This window comes from Neisseria sp. HMSC061B04, assembly GCF_001836705.1.
In the GTDB taxonomy this organism is placed as follows: Bacteria; Pseudomonadota; Gammaproteobacteria; order Burkholderiales; family Neisseriaceae; genus Neisseria.
This window is the reverse complement of sequence record NZ_KV830189.1, coordinates 1-17,927: the sequence shown is the minus strand read 5'-3', so window position 1 is coordinate 17,927 and position 17,927 is coordinate 1. Positions and strand designations below refer to the sequence as shown.

Here is a 17,927-nt window from a genome sequence, read left to right as displayed (position 1 = left end):
CCGTATCATGGCTCAGACAGCTTTAAATATCGTCATCCTCGCCGCCGGCAAAGGCACGCGCATGTACTCCAAAATGCCCAAAGTGCTGCACCGCATCGGCGGCCTTCCCATGGTTGAGCGCGTTATCGACACCGCCGCCTCCCTGAATCCCCAAAACATCTGCGTCGTCATCGGCCACGGCAAAGAGCAAGTCTTGAACACCGTCAAACGCGATGTCGTTTGGGTTGAACAAACCGAACAGCTCGGTACCGGCCACGCAGTCAAAACCGCCCTGCCGCACCTGTCTGCCGAAGGCCGCACGCTGGTGTTGTACGGCGATGTCCCCCTGATTGACGCCGCCACCCTCGAAACCCTGCTCGAATCCGCAGGCAACGAAGTCGGCCTGTTGACCGACGTGCCCAACGACCCGACAGGCTTGGGCCGCATCATCCGCGACAGCAACGGCAACGTAACCGCCATTGTCGAAGAAAAAGACGCTGATGCCGCCCAAAAAGCCGTAAAAGAAATCAATACCGGCATTTTGGTTTTGCCCAACGCCAAACTCGAAGCTTGGTTGAACAGCCTTTCCAGCAACAATGCCCAAGGCGAATACTATCTGACCGACCTCATCGCCAAAGCCGTTGCCGACGGTATTAAAGTTCATCCCGTCCAAGTGCGCGCCTCCCATCTGGCCGCCGGTGTGAACAACAAACTCCAACTGGCCGAACTCGAGCGCATTTTCCAAATCGAACAGGCGCAAGAATTGCTCAAAGCAGGCGTCACCCTGCGCGATCCGGCACGTTTTGATTTACGAGGCCGTCTGAAACACGGACAAGATGTCGTGATTGACGTCAACGTCGTCATCGAAGGCGAAGTCGAACTCGGCGACAACGTCGAAATCGGTGCCAACTGCGTGATCAAAAACGCCAAAATCGGTGCCAACACCAAAATCGCCCCATTCTCCCATTTTGAAGGTTGCGAAGTCGGCGAAAACAACCAAATCGGCCCATACGCCCGCCTGCGTCCGCAAGCCAAACTGGCCGACGACGTACACATCGGCAACTTCGTCGAAGTCAAAAACGCCACCATCGGCAACGGCACCAAAGCCAACCACCTCACCTACATCGGCGATGCCGAAATCGGCAGCAAAACCAACTTCGGCGCCGGCACGATTATTGCCAACTACGACGGCGTGAACAAACACAAAACCGTCATCGGCGACGAAGTGCGCATCGGTTCAAACTGCGTCTTAATCGCCCCCGTAACGTTGGGCAACAAAGTGACGACAGGCGCAGGCAGCGCAATTACCAAAAACGTCGAAGACGGCAAACTCGTCCTCGCCCGTTCACGCCAAACCGTCATCGAAGGCTGGGTGCGTCCGGAAAAAGGCGATAAGAAGTAAAGCCGGCCTTTTATTTATTTTCAGACGGCCTTGAGAAACAACAGGCCGTCTGAAGGTAAGAAAGATTTAATTTTCATAGGACGTATAATGGAAGAAAACACTGATATAGAACAAGCTCGAAGTTTGGTTATCGAGACATCTAGATTAATGGTTGCATATCGAGACAATAGTGAAAAACTTGTGAATGATGTTCGAAATGAGTTAGACAAATCTTTAATTGAACAACGTCGTATGCTTGTTCAAATGATTAGGGAGGAAGTAACAAAAGAAGTCTCTCAAACTGTTTATGCTTATGTAAAAGATATGGAAAAAGCACGTAATCAGATGGCAGATCAAGTTAGAGAGTTTAATGGCTACCTTCGGAAAGTACAGGAGGAAAATAATAAAATTTCTTCCCGTTCAGTATGGGTTACATCGCTAACATTGGCAACGTTGGTTATTGGGGGAATTGCATTGATTTGGTTTTATTCGGGAGTTATTCAGAGTAAGAAAATTGATGCAGATATGGTTACACGGATTAATCAAGCAGATATTGTCCGTTGCGGAAATGATTTATGCGCAAGGACAAGTAAAGCTGGAGAAAATGGGTATAGAGTTATTCATAAACGGTAAAAATAGTATCTATGGAGTAAGAAATGAAAAAGTATATTTCAATTTTTTTATTAATCCCATTGATGGCATGTGCTCGTCCATCATCTTTTTCTGGTACTTGGTCATATACTGATCAGGTTGAAGATACTGTGGGAGGGAAAGAATTGGTTCTCAAGCAGGAGGGTAATTCAGTTACAGGAGTATGGAATGAGGGAATTTCGACAGGTAGCGGGGGAAGTGGAAAATTAAAAGGATATGTGAAGGGAAATAAACTATTTTTAAGTTATTGTTCTGATGAGGGAAATAACTGGTATGAGTCTTGTCCTAGATACGATAGTAATGAAAGTTATTTTATTATAGATAATAATAAGATTATTGAATTTTATAAAAATAATAATAAAGAATATAAAAAGGGTAAAGAATTTATTTTGATTAAATAAGGATTTTTAAATCATGGTGTCAAATAATCAACAAAAAACATTAAGTAAAGAAGATTTTCAAACAATAGCTTATTTTGCAGTAGGTGTTTCTTCTGAATCAAAATTAAATGCTTATAAATTAGTTATAGCAGCAAATACTAAAAATGGGAAATTATATCCTGTTGGGAATAGTGGATATTCTATCGGAACAATACAAACCGATTTAGGACAGCATCCCGAAGTTGTAAAAGATTTAGTTGATGCATATCAAAAATGGGCTTTAGAGAAAAAACCCGAATGGAAACTTTCTGAAAAACAAGAAAAGGATATTATTCATGATTTAGGAAGGACAGGTAGAGAGATAGAAAAAGAAGATGGAAGACCGTTACCAGCTGAGTTTAAAGCTAGGTTTAATCAATTCTTCAGTAGTAAAGATGGAATTACTTGGGTTCATACTCGAGATGTAAATCAGATTAATAAGATTGAGAAAAATATTTTTACTCCTTTGCAAGAGACAGAGTTATATAAAAAATTGTCTTTTGATGACAAAATACAATTAGTAGCAGTAACTTCGAAACTTTACAATCAAAGTGAACGCAATGGGAGAACAGTATTACAAGAAATTAAAAATGGTAAATTTCATTCAGTTAATGAGGTAAATAATAGAATTGATAGTATTCTTAAGGACAAAAATGACTATATAGAAACTGGTAGAAAAGAGGCAGTATTAGGTGCAATTCTAATTTCTCAATTAAATAAAATGGGAAAAAATAATATTTTATCTGATGAGTGGGATAGTGTTAAAACGAATCCTCTTGAAAATCCTTCTAAATTAGAAGGAGATAAAAAAAATAGTCATGATGAAATTAGAAAATTGTTTAATGAGCCTGAGAAATCTATTAATAAAATTAAACGAGAAGAAGGTAAAAAAGTAAGTGCTCAGGTTTCTCGTGATGATTTTAGTGCGCTAATTGATAATCTTATAAGTGATAAAGATGGTTCATTTACTAAGCAAGTTATTGCCGATAACAAAAATATTGTTGCTGCTTTAGATGCAAAAGTTCAAGAAAAAATAATACAAGAACAACAAAATATGGCTCAAGAAGTACAACAGAAAGCAAATGAGCAAAGTTTCGGTGGTCGTTCCCTTGGATAATAATGACGTTGCAAACTGAAGTAATCCCCTATGCCGTCTGAAAGTCAGTGGCGTAGATTTTTTCAAACTTTTGATACTAAGGAACTTATATGTGCGGTATCGTAGGTGCTATTCGCGCCAATCACAATGTAGTCGATTTTCTGACCGACGGTCTCAAACGCCTTGAATACCGAGGCTATGATTCGTCGGGTATTGCCGTAAACATGGACGGCAAAATCAAACGCGTCCGCCGTGTCGGCCGCGTACAGCTGATGGAAGATGCAGCACGCGAAAAAGGCGTGTTCGGACACATCGGCATCGGCCATACCCGTTGGGCGACCCACGGCGGTGTAACCGAGCCTAACGCCCACCCCCACATTTCCGGCGGTATGATTGCGGTTGTCCACAACGGCATCATCGAAAATTTCGAAGCCGAACGCGAACGCCTGCAAGCTTTGGGTTATACCTTCGAATCACAAACCGATACCGAAGTCATCGCCCACAGCGTCAACCACGAATACACACAAAACGGCGGCAAACTGTTTGAAGCCGTCCAAGCTGCGACTGCCCGTTTCCACGGCGCATACGCCATTGCCGTTATCGCACAAGACAACCCTGAAGAAATGGTTGTTGCGCGCATGGGCTGCCCGCTGTTGGTAGCCTTGGGCGACCAGGAAACCTTCATCGCTTCCGACGTATCCGCCGTGATTGCCTTTACCCGCCGCATCGCCTACTTGGAAGACGGCGACATCGCCCTGCTGAACGCAAACGGTATCGAAAAACTGCTCGACAAAACCGGTGCGCAAACCGAACGCGCGGTTAAAGTATCCGAATTGTCTCTGGCTTCTTTGGAGTTGGGCCCATACAGCCACTTCATGCAAAAAGAAATCCACGAGCAACCCCGCGCCATCGCCGATACCGCCGAAGTCTTCTTGGACGGCGGTTTTGAACCTGAAAACTTCGGCGCGAATGCCCGCGAAGTGTTCGACGATATCCACAGCATCAAAATCCTTGCCTGCGGCACGTCCTACTATGCCGCGCTGACCGCCAAATACTGGCTCGAATCCATCGCCAAAGTGCCGACCGACGTGGAAATCGCCAGCGAATACCGCTACCGCGACGTGATTGCCGATCCGAAACAATTGGTCATCACCATTTCCCAATCCGGCGAAACCCTGGACACCATGGAAGCCTTGAAATACGCGCAATCCTTGGGACACAAACACAGCCTGTCTATCTGCAACGTCATGGAATCCGCCTTGCCGCGTGAAAGCGAATTGGTACTGTACACACGCGCCGGCGCAGAAATCGGCGTTGCCTCTACCAAAGCGTTCACAACCCAACTGGTTGTCCTGTTCGGCCTGGCCGTTACCTTGGGCAAACAGCGCGGCCTGGTTTCTGACGAACAAGCGCGTGAATACGTTGAGGAACTGCGCCAACTGCCGGGCAGCATTCAGCACGTTCTCAACCTTGAGCCGCAAATCGCCGCTTGGGCGCAAAAATTTGCCAAGAAAACCAGCGCACTGTTTTTAGGTCGTGGCATCCACTTCCCGATTGCCCTCGAAGGCGCGTTGAAGCTGAAAGAGATTACCTATATCCACGCCGAAGCGTATCCTGCGGGTGAGCTGAAACACGGCCCGTTGGCCTTGGTGGACGAGAACATGCCCGTTGTCGTGATTGCCCCGAACGACAGCCTGCTGGACAAAGTGAAAGCCAACATGCAGGAAGTCGGCGCACGCGGCGGCGAACTCTTTGTCTTCGCCGACCTCGACAGCAACTTCAACGCCACCGAAGGCGTGCACGTCATCCGCGCCCCACGCCACGTCGGCGTACTCTCGCCGATCGTGCACACCATCCCCGTGCAACTCCTATCTTACCACGCCGCCCTCGCACGCGGTACAGACGTGGACAAACCGCGTAACCTGGCTAAATCGGTAACGGTTGAGTAAGTAATAAACCGGTAAAAAAAGGCCGTCTGAAACTTGTTTCAAGGTTTCAGACGGCCTTTATGTTTTAAGAATCCGATTTATTTTTCGTATTCGGAAATGTATTGTGCGACAGCAGCTTCCGGGTTATTGGCCTGAATGATTTTAGGTGCTTCTTGATAGCCGCGTTTTTTCAGATTTCCTTCACGCAATTTGTTGCCTTGTAAGCCAAGTACAATGCCTACACCGAAGCCAAGTGCGCTGACAAGGCTTCCCATGGTCGGATTGTCACCGGCGATTAAATTCAAAATTATAAATACAACAAAGATTCCGATACCCAAACCCCATATTTTTTTCACGCATGCCCAGATGCCGCCAAAGAAAAATGCAGGCCAAGACCAACCTTGTTTGACAGCTTCATATTGACCTGTCGGATTTTTGAATATTTTGTAAGTTTTCATAAAATATATTCCTTTTACGATCAAAAATTGAAAAAACAAGTGATTGTATCACGATAACATAAACGATTTGAATAATTAAGAAAACAGGCCGTCTGAAAAATCTTTCAGACGGCCTGTTGTTTTAAAGCGTTTTATTCTGCACCGACAACGACGGTGTTGAGGTCTTTGAATTTGACGCGGCGTTGCCATGCGTCGCGGACTTGTTCGACGGTCAGGCTGTTGATGGCTTTTGGGTAGGCTTCCAAGTAGTCGTTGGGCAGGTCGTAGAGGCCGATCAGGCTCAGGTAGTTGAGCAGTTTGTCGTTGGAGTCGTAGCGCAGGGGGAAGCTGCCGATGATGTTGGCCTTGGCCTGTTTCAGCTCGGCTTCGGTCGGGCCTTCGGCGATAAACTGCTCGATGACGGCTTGGGTGTCGGCCAGTGAGGCTTTGGTGTTTTTCTTTTGGGTGGAGTAGGAAACGGCAAACGTGCCTTCTTCTGTCGCCGGGGCGAGGCTGCTGTATACGCCGTAGGTGTAGCCGTGTTGGTCGCGCAAAACTTTCATGAGGCGGCTGTCGAAACCGCCACCGCCGAGGATGTAGTTACCGGCAACGAGGGCGTAATAGTCGGGGTCGTGGCGTTTGATGAGGGAGGTGCCGAGCAGGACTTGTGCCTGTGTACCGGCAAAGGGGATGTCGCGGCGTTGGGCGGTTTGTTTGGGAACGGGCGGGATGGCGTGGGTTGCGGTGGCTTTGGCCGGCAGGTCTTTGAGGACGCGATCGACCAGTTGCTCTGCCTGTTTGCGGTTGAGGTCGCCGACGATGGCAACGATGGCGTTGTCTTTGCCGTAGTGGGTGCGGTGGAAGGCGCGGATGTCCTCGAGGTTTACGCGTTTGAGGCTGTCAACGGTTATGTTTGCGCCGCTGCCGTAGGGGTGGTTCGGGTAGATGAGTTTGGTCAGTTCGCGCGTGGCGGTGTAGTCGGGGGTGGTTTCCTGTTGTTGCAAGCCAGTGATGGATTGGGTTTGACGGCGACGGAAAACGGCTTCGTCAAAGCGCGGACGGGTCAGCGAATGGTTGAGCAAGTTGGCGGCTTTGTCGCGGATGTCGGCTTTGCTGAGGCTGCGGAAGCCTGCGGACGCGCTCTCGGCATTGCTGTCGCTGCTGATTTGTGCGCCGATGTTGTCGGCTTCGGCATTGAAGGCTTCTTCGTCCAGCTCTTGGGTGCCGTCGGTCAGGAGGGCGGCGGTAAATTCGGCAACTTGGCTTTTGCCGTCCGGATTGGCGACGCTGCCTGCGCCCTTGAAGCTGACTTCAAGGTCGATGATGGGGTTTTCGTGGCGTTCGACAAGGAGGATTTGGGTGCCGTCGCGGTTGCGCCAGCGTTGGATGTCGGTGGCGGCTTGGGCGCTTAAGGGCAGGAGTAGGGCAAGGGCGAGCAGGGTGGGTTTCATGTTGTGGCTTTCTGTTAGGGCCGTCTGAAAGGGTATGGGCTTTCAGACGGCCTGATGTTTATCGGCGTTTGGCAGCTTTTTTGCTTGGTGCGGCGGCTGTTTTTTGCGGCTCGATGATGACGGTACTCATGCGCTCGTCGGTCAACATCCGGGCGGCGGCCTGTACTTCTTGTGCGCTGACGGCCTGCAGGCGGTGGTGGATTTCTTGTTCGTCGGTATATTGGAAACCGCGCGCTTCGAGGCGGCCCATCATGGAGGCTTGGGAAGACATGGAGTCTTTGGCATAGATTTCGTTGACCGCTGCCTGGGTTTTGACGCGCTGCAATTCTTCTTCTGAAACGCCGTTGTCGGCAATGTCTTTGATTTCTTGGCGCAGCTGGGCAATCAGAGTATCGGTTTTCACGCCTTCGGCAGGCATGGCTATGACGCTGAACAGCGGCATCTCTCGGCTGATGATGTCGTAATGCGTTCCTGCGCTCAATGCGGTTTGCTTGCCGCGCACGAGGTTTTTATCAAAACGGCTGGACGCGTTGCCTGCCAAAATATCGGAGAGGATGTCGAGGGCGAAAGGCATCGTGTCATCGAGTTTTTGGAGTTTCGGCACACGGAAGTTGATGGCAATCAGCGGCTGGTGTGTGACCGGAGAAGTGGCTTTGACTGTAACAGGCTTGCGCAAATAGGGTTCGGTATTGAGTTTGTTGCGCGGCGGCTGGGCTTTGGCCGGAATATCGCCAAAGAGTTTGGCGGCCGTCTGAAGCGTTTGTTTGGCATCGACATCGCCGACAATGACCAATACGGCATTGTTGGGCGCGTAATATTGTTTGTACCACGCGCGCAGGTCGTCGGCTTTGAGGATGTGCAAATCTTTCATGTAGCCGATGACGGAGGCGCGCATAGACGGTTGGGTAAAGGCGGCAAGATAGGCTTGTTCCCACATTTTGCCGTCGGCCGTGTCTTCCGTGCGTTGGCGGCGTTCTTCGCGGATGACGTTCATCTCGTTGAGGAATTCTTTGTCGCTGAAGTTGAGGTTGTGCATGCGGTCGGCTTCGAGCTTCAGAATTTCGGGCAGGTTGGCGGCGGCGACGTTTTCGTAATATACCGTTTCATTGCGGTTGGTGTAGGCGTTGTTTTGCCCGCCCAGCTCGGACACGCGGCGGTTGAACTCGCCGGAGGGAACGTCTTTTGTGCCTTTAAACATCATGTGTTCCAAAGCATGGCTCAGGCCGCTTTTGCCCGGTTTTTCATCCACGCTGCCGATTTTGTACCAAATCTGCGAAACGGCCACTGGCGCGCGGTGGTCTTCTTTGACGATGATTTTCAGACCGTTGGGCAGGGTTTCAGAAAGCGTCTGCGCCCATGAAGCAGCAGGCAGCGCGAAGGCAAGCATTAAAGCAATTCGGCGTAACATGGTTTAATCCGTAAAATGAAAATCAATCGCCAAAGTATAGCGGAAAATCTGAAAGATTGGCCGAATGTTTCAGACGGCCCGGGCTTTATCTGCTGATTCACATCAAGCGCGGCCGTTGCCAATCTTTACCGTCGCCCCTCATTCGCGGATAATCCCAAACATTCCCGTTTCCAACCATCACAAAGGAATCATCATGGCATTTTTGAAACTGACCGAACAAAATGTTCAAGGCAAAACCGTTCTGATCCGCGCCGATATGAACGTACCGTTTAAAGACGGCAACATCAGCGACGACACCCGTATCCGTGCTTCGCTCGCATCCATCAAATACTGCTTGGACAACGGCGCGTCTGTGATCGTGATGACCCACCTCGGCCGTCCGACCGAAGGCGAATTCCATCCTGAAGACGATGTAGCGCCTGTTGCCGCGCATTTGGGCAAACTGTTGGGCAAAGACGTGAAAGTATTGAACGACTGGCGTGAAAACAAACCGACTTTGAACGCCGGTGATGTCGTGATGTTGCAAAACGTGCGCATCAACAAAGGCGAGAAGAAAAACGACTTGGAGCTGGGCAAAGCCTACGCTTCTTTGTGCGATGTGTTCGTCAATGACGCGTTCGGCACCGCCCACCGCGCCCAAGCTTCGACTGAAGCCGTTGCCCAAGCCGCACCGGTTGCCTGTGCCGGCGTATTGATGGCGGGCGAACTCGACGCTTTGGGCAAAGCCTTGAAACAACCGGCTCATCCGATGGTTGCCATCGTTGCCGGCAGCAAAGTGTCCACCAAGCTGACCATCCTTGAATCGTTGGCCGACAAAGTCGACCAACTGATCGTCGGCGGCGGCATTGCCAACACATTCTTGCTGGCAGAAGGCAAGGCCATCGGCAAATCTTTGGCCGAACACGATTTGGTGGAAGAATCCAAAAAAATCATGGCGAAAATGGCGGCCAAAGGCGGCTCTGTTCCGCTGCCGACCGATGTGGTTGTCGCTAAAGCCTTTGCCGCCGATGCGGAAGCGGTGGTGAAAGACATTGCCGACGTTGCCGAAGACGACATGATTTTGGACATCGGCCCGAAATCCGCCGCTGCTTTGGCCGAGCTGCTCAAAGCCGCAGGCACTGTCGTATGGAACGGCCCGGTCGGCGTGTTTGAATTTGACCAATTTGCCGGCGGTACCAAAGTATTGGCCGAAGCAATTGCCCAAAGCGATGCGTTCTCGATTGCCGGCGGCGGCGATACTTTGGCGGCGATTGCCAAATTCGGCGTAACCGACCAAATCAGTTACATCTCCACCGGCGGCGGCGCGTTCCTCGAATTCTTGGAAGGCAAAGAGTTGCCTGCCGTAGCCGCTTTGGAAAAACGCGGCGCATAATCGGTTTTAATCTCGATGGCTGAATAAAGGCCGTCTGAAATCTGGAAATCAGGTTTCAGACGGCCTTATTTATTTTGTTGGAATGTGTTATCGGTTTAGGCGGTTTGCGTATCCGACTGTCTGTGCAATGCCTGATAACACGGTGCAAGCTGGCGGATGATGAGGTCGAGCTGGTGTTTGAGGATTTGGTTTTGTTGGGACTGCTCTTTGTCGGTCTGCTCCAAATCGGCAAACTCCTGTCGGATGGCTTCGATGCTTGCATCGAAGGTGGCCGGTTCGGTCTGCGGCATTTGTTTGAGGAGTTCGGCGATGTGGTGGGTCAGGCGGGCATATGGGGCGAAGGTATCGCTGCCGTCGTGATGAACCTGGTCGCGGTATGCGCCGAGCGCGGAAATGTGGCCGGTCAGCGCATAGCTGGTTTTGAGCAGGGTAAAACCGTCTTGCAGGCGGTCTTGGTATTTTTTCGGGTTGCTGCTCATGTCGGATAAGGTGCTGCTGAGGGCGGCGGTGCTTTCGTGGGCTTGGCGGCGGGTGAGGCGGTAGTCGACATCGTCGCGGCTGCCGTTTTGCAGCTGGTCGAGGATGGCGTCGAGATAGCGGCCGTTGGCAGTGATGGTCTGGGCGGCGGTGTGGCTGAGGGTGAGGTAACGCCAATCGGGCCAGAGGTAGGTGGCGGCGGCCCATGCGATAACGGAACCGACGATGGTGTCGATGATGCGGATGGGCATGGCGTGGTACACGTCCAAACCGGCAAGCGAAAGGCTGGTCAGGGCTTGGATGGTGATGAAGAAGGTGGAGAAGCTGTATTTGTAGCTTCGGGTGATGAAAAACAGGGTGGTGCTGGCGATGACAATCCAGAGTTTGGTTTCAACGGACGGGGTGAAGTAGGGGACGAGCGAACCGACAATCACGCCGAGAATCGTGCCGGCGATACGTTGGTACACGCGGCTTTTGGTGGCGGTGTAGTTGGGTTGGCAGACGAAGAGGGCGGTCAGCAGAATCCAGTAGCCGAGGTTGAGATGGAGGATTTCGACGATGATGCAGGCTGCGGCCACGACGATGGAGAGGCGGGTGGCATGACGGAAGACGCCGGATTCGAAATTGAGCTGGCTGAGGACGGTCTCGCCGATGTTACGGAACTTGGTGTTTTCAAGGGCGGCGATACGGGTGTCGGTGTTGTCGTTTTCGGCAAGGGACGCATCGTTTTGCAGTTGCCGTAGTTGGTAATCGACGCTGCTGAGGTTGTCGAGCAGGCGGCGGATATTGTGGAGGTTGGCATTATCAGCGTGGGTCTCGGCAAAATGGCCGAGGGATTGGCGGCAGCCTTCCATGGCGCGGCCGAGGCGTTTGCTGTATGCGTAGGGTTTGTTGTTGCGCAGGGTGGCGGCAATGTTGCGGCACGCCTGGCCCTGCATTTCGAGCAGACGGCGGATGCGGAAGATGAGGTCGGTGTTTTTGAGCTGCTCGGCCATTTCGCTGTAATCGACGTGGGCGGAGCTGATGCGTTCATGCATGTCTTGCGCGCTGAGGTAGTAGCGCAGCATTTTGGCGGTGCGCGGATGGCGGTGTTGGCCGCGTAATCGGTAGAAAAGTGCGGCACGGCATTGGTTGAAGGCGGTAATCACGCCGGTGTTGCTCATGGCCAGGTCGATTTGACGGTTGCCCAACCATGCGGCTTCGTCGGGGTCGAAAAAGTCGGCTTTGGCATCGAAGTAGTTGCTCAGTGCGTCGTAGGCGTTGGCAACGGTTTCTTGGACAGGGCGGTGGGGCAGGATGATTTGGAAGATCAGGGTGTTGACGCTGTATAGGACTGTGCCCAGCAGAATCATAACGGGATTGGTCAGCCAGTAGCTTTCGGGGGTGTAGGTCAGCGTGGTGTAGGTGGCGACGGCGAGCGCACCGAAAGCGATGGTGCGGTATTTGAGGCCGACGGTGCCGAGGATGGTGAAGCCGAAAGTCATCAGGGTCATGGCCAAGATGAAGGGAACGCCTGTGCCGATGGTGCTTTGGGCAAGCAGTGAGGAGAGGGTAAACAGGACGACGGTGATGACGATGTTTATCAGACGGCCTGTGAGGCGGTTGTCCAAATCGACCAAACCGCCGGCAATAATGCCGAGTACGAAGGGCATGGCGAGTTTGGGGGTGTTAAAGTGCCAAACGAGGGTGGCGGCGATGAATACGCTGGCGAAGACGGGTAGGGAGGCAATGATCAGAGGTTTGAGCGGCGGGGTGTTCATGGTTGGGTTGTTTTATTTGTTATGAGATGAATGATTGGATTTTAACAGGATTTTCAGTCGGTTTCAGAATGCTTTAAATGAGATAAGGCCGTCTGAACGGATACGGCGAAATGCTTGATTTCGTTTCCACATCTGTTCAGACGGCCTTGTTTGGCCTGCGTCATCAGGTCATCAGGTTGAGGTCGCTGATGCGGTCGTAGAGACGCTCGGTATTGTTGCCCTCGTCGTGCATTTGAATGCGCAGGCGCAAATCGTTGGCGGAAAACGCTTGGCGCAGGGCTTCGCTGAGTTCGATTTGGCCTTGTGCGTAGAGGTTGAAGAGGTTTTGGTCGAACGTCTGCATGCCGTTGCTGCTGGAGCGTGCCATCAGGTCACGGATTTCCAGCAATTCGCCTTTGAAAATCAAGTCCTGCATGGCCGAAGTGTTGAGCAGGAGGTCGGTAACGGCCGTGCGTTGGCGGTTTTTCTTGACGACGAGGCGCTGGCCGATGATGCCGACGAGGTTTAACGCCAAATCCATCAAAACCTGTTGGCGGCGGTCTTCCGGATAGAAGTTGATGATGCGCTCGATGGTTTGGGAGGCTGTGCTGGCATGGATGGTGAAAACGCACAGATGGCCGGTTTGAGCCAGTTGGAGTGCGTATTCCATGCTTTCTTCGCTGCGGACTTCGCCGATACAGACGACATCAGGCGCTTGACGCATGGCGCTTTGAACGGCAGTTTTCCAGTTGTCGGTATCGATGCCGATTTCGCGCTGGGTGAAGATGCTGCGGCAAGGTTTGTAGATAAACTCGATGGGGTCTTCGATGGTAACGATATGGCCGGGCAGCTTTTGGTTGCGGTAGTTGAGCATGGAGGCCATGGTGGTGGATTTGCCCGAACCGGTCGGGCCGGCGAGGATCAGCAGGCCGCGTGGCGCGAGTGCAAGCTCTTGGAGCTTTTCGGGCAAACCTAGGGTCTTCATTTCGGGAATGTCTTGGCTGACGCGGCGCAATACCATGCCGACGCGGCCTTGCTCGTGGTAGGCGTTGACGCGGTAACGCGTGTTGCTGCGCGATTGGACGGAATAGTTGATTTCCCAGTCGCGGTTGAAGGCTTCGAGCTGGTCGGGGTTCATGGTGGATTCGGCGATGGCGGCGGTGTCCGCGCCGGTCAGCGCCTTGTGGGGCATGGGCGTGAGGGTGCCGCCGACTTTGATGGCAGGGGGAAAGCCTGCGCTGATGAAGATGTCGGATGCGTTGCGTTTTTCGGCCTCTTCACACATGCGGTCGAGCAGGGGGTGAAGATGCGTGCCAATTTCGGCCGGTGTGGGGATGTGCGGTGCTTGGTTTTTTTGTGAGTAGGCTTGCACCATTTCGCTTAACAGGTCGTGCAGAGGGGCGAGGTCGCTCATGATGATTCTCTTTAAAACGGGTATTCGGTCAGGCTCAAAGGCCGTCTGAAAACGGGATGATGGGGTTCAGACGGCCTGAGTATGGTTTAGAAAATAGAGAGGTTTTCGATGTTTTGCGCTTTGCTGCGTGCCATCTCGGGGCTGATGGTGCCTTGGCGGACAAGGGTTTGCAGGGCTTGATCGAGGGTTTGCATACCGTGGGCCTGACCGGTTTGGAGGGCGGCGTTGATTTGGGCGATTTTGTTTTCGCGGATGAGGTTGCGCACGGCCGGTGTGGAAATCAGGATTTCGTGCGCGGCGACGCGGCCGTTGCCGTCGCGGGTTTTCAGCAGGGTTTGGGAAATGATGGCGCGCAAGGACTCGGACAACATGGAGCGCACGATTTCTTTTTCGCCGGCTGGGAATACGTCGACAATACGGTCGATGGTTTTGGCGGCACCGGTCGTGTGCAGCGTGCCGAAAACCAAGTGGCCGGTTTCGGCGGCGGTCAGGGCGAGGGAGATGGTTTCAGGGTCGCGCATCTCGCCGATCAGAATCACGTCTGGGTCTTCGCGCAGGGCGGAACGCAGGGCGTTGGTAAAGCTGTGGGTGTGCTGATGCAGCTCGCGTTGGTTGATGAGCGCCTTTTTGCTTTGGTGGACGAACTCAATCGGGTCTTCGATGGTCAGAATGTGGGCCGGTTGGGTTTCGTTGATGTAGTTGACCATCGCCGCCAGCGTGGTGGATTTACCCGAACCGGTCGGGCCGGTTACCAAGACCAAACCGCGCGGATTTTCGGCAATTTTTTGGAAAATGCGCGGAGCACGCAACTCTTCCAGCGTCAGGACGGTGCTCGGAATGGTACGGAATACGGCGGCCGGGCCGCGTTCGGTCATAAAGGCGTTGACGCGGAAACGGGCAACATTGGGCAGCTCAAATGAGAAATCGACTTCAAAATCTTGTTGATAGAGCTTGCGCTGGTGGTCGTTCATGACCGAGGTAATCATGGTGCCGACTTCTTCCGAACTCATCTCGGGCAGGTTGATGCGGCGGATGTCGCCGTGTACGCGTATCATGGGGGAAATGCCCGAACTCAAATGGAGGTCGGAGGCTTTGTTTTTCACGCCGAACGCGAGTAAGTCGGTAATCTGCATAATGTGGCCTTGTTTTGGTTTAGAATAATAAAATCGCTTTATTTTAAATAGATAAACCCGTTACGACCAAGTAAAATTTTCAAAATGCCGAGTGATGAACGGGTTAAAGGAGAAAACCATGTCGGTATTGCAACAAAACTATCAGGATGTATGCCGGGCGGTTGAACAGGCGGCTGAGGCTGCAGGGCGGCCTGCGGATGCGGTGAGGCTGGTAGCGGTCAGCAAGACCTTTCCGGCAGACGATATCCGCGAAGTGTATGCGGCCGGTCAGCGCGATTTCGGCGAGAACTATATTCAGGAATGGTTTGAAAAAACGGAAACGCTGGCTGATTTGCCGGATATTGTTTGGCACGTTATCGGCGATGTGCAGTCTAATAAAACCAAATTTGTGGCCGAACGCGCACATTGGGTGCATACGATAGGCCGTCTGAAAACGGCGCGGCGCTTGAGCGAACAAAGGCCGTCTGAAATGCCGCCGTTGCAGGTGTGTATTGAAGTGAACATTGCCGCGGAAGAAGCAAAACACGGCGTAGCGCCCACTGAAGCGGTTGCGCTGGCCCTTGAAGTGGCCAAGTTGCCGAATATTCAAGTGCGCGGATTGATGTGTGTGGCCAAGGCCGACAGCAGCGATGATGAATTGCGCAACCAGTTTCACATCATGCAACGGCTGTTGGCTGAGTTGAACGCGGCAGGTGTTGAAGCAGATGTTTTGTCTATGGGTATGTCCGGCGATATGCCAATCGCGGTAGAATGCGGCGCAACCCATGTCCGCATCGGCAGCGCGATTTTCGGCAAGCGGCATTATCCTCAATAAAAGTAATAGGCCGTCTGAACAGGGCAGACAGCAGTTTCAGACGGCCTGATCGATATCACAAAGGAGTGACATATATATGAATATCTATTTTCTCGGCGGCGGCAATATGGCGACTGCCATTGCAGGCGGTTTGGTCAAACAAGACGGTTATCGTGTTCACATTGTCGAACGCGGCGCCGAAAGACGAGCGCAACTGGAGCAAGAATTGGGCGTAGCCACTTTTGAAAACCTGCCAGAATTGAGTGCGGACGATGTCCTCATTCTCGCCGTCAAACCGCAAGACATGCAGGCAGCCTGTCAAAACATCCGTTTGAATGGTGCGCTGGTGTTGTCCGTAGCGGCAGGTTTGTCCATCGATACCCTCAGCCATTATCTGGACGGTACACGCCGTATCGTGCGCATCATGCCCAATACGCCGGCCAAAATCGGTTTGGGCGTATCCGGTATGTTTGCCGATGCAGGCGTTTCAGAAGCCGACCGCACAGCCGCAGACGGCATCATGCGCTCTGTCGGCACAACCGTTTGGCTGAACGAGGAAGAGCAACTCCACAATATTACCGGCATCAGCGGCAGCGGCCCCGCCTATGTTTTCTATCTGTTGGGCGCGCTCCAAAATGCGGCTTTGGCACAAGGTTTCAACGAACAAGACGCACGCGAACTGAGCCTTGCTACATTTAAAGGCGCAGTGGCTTTGGCCGAACAAACCGGCGAAGCATTCGCACAATTACAGCAAAACGTAACTTCCAAAGGCGGCACGACACACGAAGCCATCGAAACCTTCAAAGCCCGTCACGTTGCCGAAGCCATCGAACAGGGTGTAGAAGCCTGCGTCAAACGTTCGCAAGAAATGGCGCAACAATATAAGGCCGTCTGAACATGCGTGGCGACTTGCTCCTATTATTGGCAGACGCTATTGCCATCCTGTGTATCACGCGCTTTTTGCTCCGATACGCAGGATTGGCAGCAGAACATCCCCTGCTCAAATTCAGCATACAAGCAACAGGCTGGCTGACCAAACCTTGGCAAAAAGCATTTCCATCCGGCGAGAAAACCGATTGGTACTGCCTGCCCGCAGGTTTTCTGGTGTACTACCTTGCCTGTACCGCCATTATTTTCATCTCGCCAGCGCTGTCCATCAGCAATAAGCTGATTTTGGCAAACTTTTGGTTTGCCGCACTCCATATGCTGAAAGCCGCAGCCTATACATTACTTATCGGTCTGATTATTAGAATGGTGGCCAGCATACAGGGCCGCTATTCGCCGTTGACTTATGCCATCGAACGAATCTTGCAGCCATTACTCAAACCGTTTTCCTTCTTACGCGTAGGACGATACGATTTTTCAGGCAGTTTGTTGGCACTCTTATTATGGTTGTGGCTGGCTCGATGGTTTCCCCAACTTATCCAGCAAACCAACCTGTGGTTGCTTCAATAGGCCGTCTGAAAGCGCAGCAGGTATTAACGACCAAAAATACAACGTCCTAAAAAGCGCATTAATATATTTAGGCGTAAGCTAGTGCAAAAAAGTGCAAATCGAAATATAAAGAACAAATGAATAGGTAAAACATGATATGATTCGCCCAATTTCCAAAACGGAAATTCGAGAAAACCCAATAAAAGCAAACCCGTAGCATCCAAATCATTAACATAAACCGAAAGCAGACACCATGGCAAAGCTGACAGAACAAGATATTTTAAACTGGGATGGTCCCGAAGAGGACTACATGAACAGCGACCAATTGGCCTTCTTCCGCGAACTACTGGTTAAAATGCAAGAAGAGCTGATTGAAAATGCAAACACCACTACCGGTCATCTCCAAGAGCACGAATCCGCCCCCGATCCTGCCGACCGCGCTACCCAAGAAGAAGAGTACGCTTTAGAACTGCGCACTCGCGATCGCGAGCGTAAACTTCTCAATAAAGTGCAAGCGACTCTCCGTAGTATTGACGAAGGCGATTACGGTTTCTGTGCCGATACCGGCGAACCCATCGGCCTCAAACGCCTGCTGGCACGTCCGACCGCGACACTGTCCGTAGAAGCGCAAGAGCGACGCGAACGAATGAAAAAACAGTTTGCCGACTAAAATATAGACATAAAACCTCAAAAAGGCCGTCTGAAAGAGCATTTCAGACGGCCTTTAGTTTGTGTTTTTTGTATGTATGGAGAGTGTAGGAGGTTTGATAGTATTTTTTATAAAATAAAAACCCTGTTAAAACAGGGGAGTGATT

16 protein-coding genes are annotated in these 17,927 nt (G+C 51.6%); 10 read left to right on the top strand and 6 right to left on the bottom strand.

All coding sequences use genetic code 11. The features are described 5' to 3' along the window. The first annotated feature begins 7 nt into the window (after positions 1–7). The 5 genes from glmU to glmS all read left to right on the top strand — a co-directional run bounded on the left by glmU (position 8) and on the right by glmS (position 5,475). The gene (glmU, locus tag HMPREF2661_RS04750; RefSeq protein ID WP_070822547.1) at positions 8–1,381 is read left to right on the top strand and encodes a bifunctional UDP-N-acetylglucosamine diphosphorylase/glucosamine-1-phosphate N-acetyltransferase GlmU; all 1,374 of its coding nucleotides are present in this window, start codon (positions 8–10) and stop codon (positions 1,379–1,381) included. A gap of 87 nt (positions 1,382–1,468) precedes the next feature. Continuing rightward, a complete protein-coding gene (locus HMPREF2661_RS04745; protein WP_003747674.1) occupies positions 1,469–1,993 on the top strand; it encodes a hypothetical protein in 525 nt (174 codons plus the stop codon). A gap of 23 nt (positions 1,994–2,016) precedes the next feature. Then, positions 2,017–2,412 carry a hypothetical protein gene (locus tag HMPREF2661_RS11780; RefSeq protein ID WP_231288099.1) on the top strand — a complete coding sequence of 132 codons (396 nt, stop codon included), beginning with the start codon at positions 2,017–2,019 and terminating at the stop codon, positions 2,410–2,412. Positions 2,413–2,425: 13 nt separating this feature from the next. After that, positions 2,426–3,547, top strand: coding sequence for a hypothetical protein (locus tag HMPREF2661_RS04735; RefSeq protein WP_003747672.1), 1,122 nt, complete (start codon positions 2,426–2,428; stop codon positions 3,545–3,547). Positions 3,548–3,636: 89 nt separating this feature from the next. Beyond that, positions 3,637–5,475, top strand: coding sequence for a glutamine--fructose-6-phosphate transaminase (isomerizing) (gene glmS / locus HMPREF2661_RS04730; RefSeq protein ID WP_049349140.1), 1,839 nt, complete (start codon positions 3,637–3,639; stop codon positions 5,473–5,475). Positions 5,476–5,552: 77 nt separating this feature from the next. On the opposite strand, the gene HMPREF2661_RS04725 is transcribed toward glmS, so the two are convergent. The 3 genes from HMPREF2661_RS04725 to HMPREF2661_RS04715 all read right to left on the bottom strand — a co-directional run bounded on the left by HMPREF2661_RS04725 (position 5,553) and on the right by HMPREF2661_RS04715 (position 8,750). Next, positions 5,553–5,912: a DUF2628 domain-containing protein gene (locus tag HMPREF2661_RS04725; protein ID WP_049322971.1), complete on the bottom strand. Its 360-nt coding sequence runs from the start codon at positions 5,910–5,912 to the stop codon at positions 5,553–5,555. 131 nt (positions 5,913–6,043) lie between these two features. After that, the gene (locus tag HMPREF2661_RS04720; protein ID WP_049322970.1) at positions 6,044–7,342 is read right to left on the bottom strand and encodes a M16 family metallopeptidase; all 1,299 of its coding nucleotides are present in this window, start codon (positions 7,340–7,342) and stop codon (positions 6,044–6,046) included. A gap of 58 nt (positions 7,343–7,400) precedes the next feature. Further along, complete coding sequence (locus HMPREF2661_RS04715) at positions 7,401–8,750, bottom strand: M16 family metallopeptidase (protein ID WP_049322968.1); 1,350 nt, start codon at positions 8,748–8,750, stop codon at positions 7,401–7,403. A 193-nt stretch (positions 8,751–8,943) separates the two neighbouring features. Between HMPREF2661_RS04715 and HMPREF2661_RS04710 the strand changes: the two genes are divergently transcribed. Continuing rightward, positions 8,944–10,122, top strand: coding sequence for a phosphoglycerate kinase (locus tag HMPREF2661_RS04710; protein WP_036493913.1), 1,179 nt, complete (start codon positions 8,944–8,946; stop codon positions 10,120–10,122). Positions 10,123–10,217: 95 nt separating this feature from the next. Here the strand turns inward: HMPREF2661_RS04710 and yccS are convergent, their stop codons facing one another. From yccS to HMPREF2661_RS04695, 3 genes are all read right to left on the bottom strand, one after another. After that, on the bottom strand, positions 10,218–12,359 hold the full coding sequence (gene yccS, locus HMPREF2661_RS04705) for a YccS family putative transporter (protein ID WP_070822545.1): 2,142 nt from the start codon (positions 12,357–12,359) through the stop codon (positions 10,218–10,220). A 163-nt stretch (positions 12,360–12,522) separates the two neighbouring features. After that, positions 12,523–13,752, bottom strand: coding sequence for a PilT/PilU family type 4a pilus ATPase (locus HMPREF2661_RS04700; protein ID WP_070822543.1), 1,230 nt, complete (start codon positions 13,750–13,752; stop codon positions 12,523–12,525). Positions 13,753–13,838: 86 nt separating this feature from the next. Then, positions 13,839–14,885, bottom strand: coding sequence for a type IV pilus twitching motility protein PilT (locus HMPREF2661_RS04695; protein ID WP_070822537.1), 1,047 nt, complete (start codon positions 14,883–14,885; stop codon positions 13,839–13,841). A 118-nt stretch (positions 14,886–15,003) separates the two neighbouring features. Between HMPREF2661_RS04695 and HMPREF2661_RS04690 the strand changes: the two genes are divergently transcribed. The 4 genes from HMPREF2661_RS04690 to dksA all read left to right on the top strand — a co-directional run bounded on the left by HMPREF2661_RS04690 (position 15,004) and on the right by dksA (position 17,782). Further along, positions 15,004–15,699 carry a YggS family pyridoxal phosphate-dependent enzyme gene (locus HMPREF2661_RS04690; RefSeq protein WP_070822535.1) on the top strand — a complete coding sequence of 232 codons (696 nt, stop codon included), beginning with the start codon at positions 15,004–15,006 and terminating at the stop codon, positions 15,697–15,699. Positions 15,700–15,775: 76 nt separating this feature from the next. Next, a complete protein-coding gene (gene proC / locus HMPREF2661_RS04685; RefSeq protein WP_070822533.1) occupies positions 15,776–16,573 on the top strand; it encodes a pyrroline-5-carboxylate reductase in 798 nt (265 codons plus the stop codon). A gap of 2 nt (positions 16,574–16,575) precedes the next feature. Beyond that, positions 16,576–17,133 carry a YggT family protein gene (locus HMPREF2661_RS04680; protein ID WP_070822531.1) on the top strand — a complete coding sequence of 186 codons (558 nt, stop codon included), beginning with the start codon at positions 16,576–16,578 and terminating at the stop codon, positions 17,131–17,133. Between the two features lie 232 nt (positions 17,134–17,365). Then, positions 17,366–17,782 (top strand): RNA polymerase-binding protein DksA, encoded by a 417-nt coding sequence (gene dksA / locus HMPREF2661_RS04675; RefSeq protein WP_004519243.1) that lies wholly within the window; start codon positions 17,366–17,368, stop codon positions 17,780–17,782. The last annotated feature ends 145 nt before the right edge of the window (positions 17,783–17,927 follow it).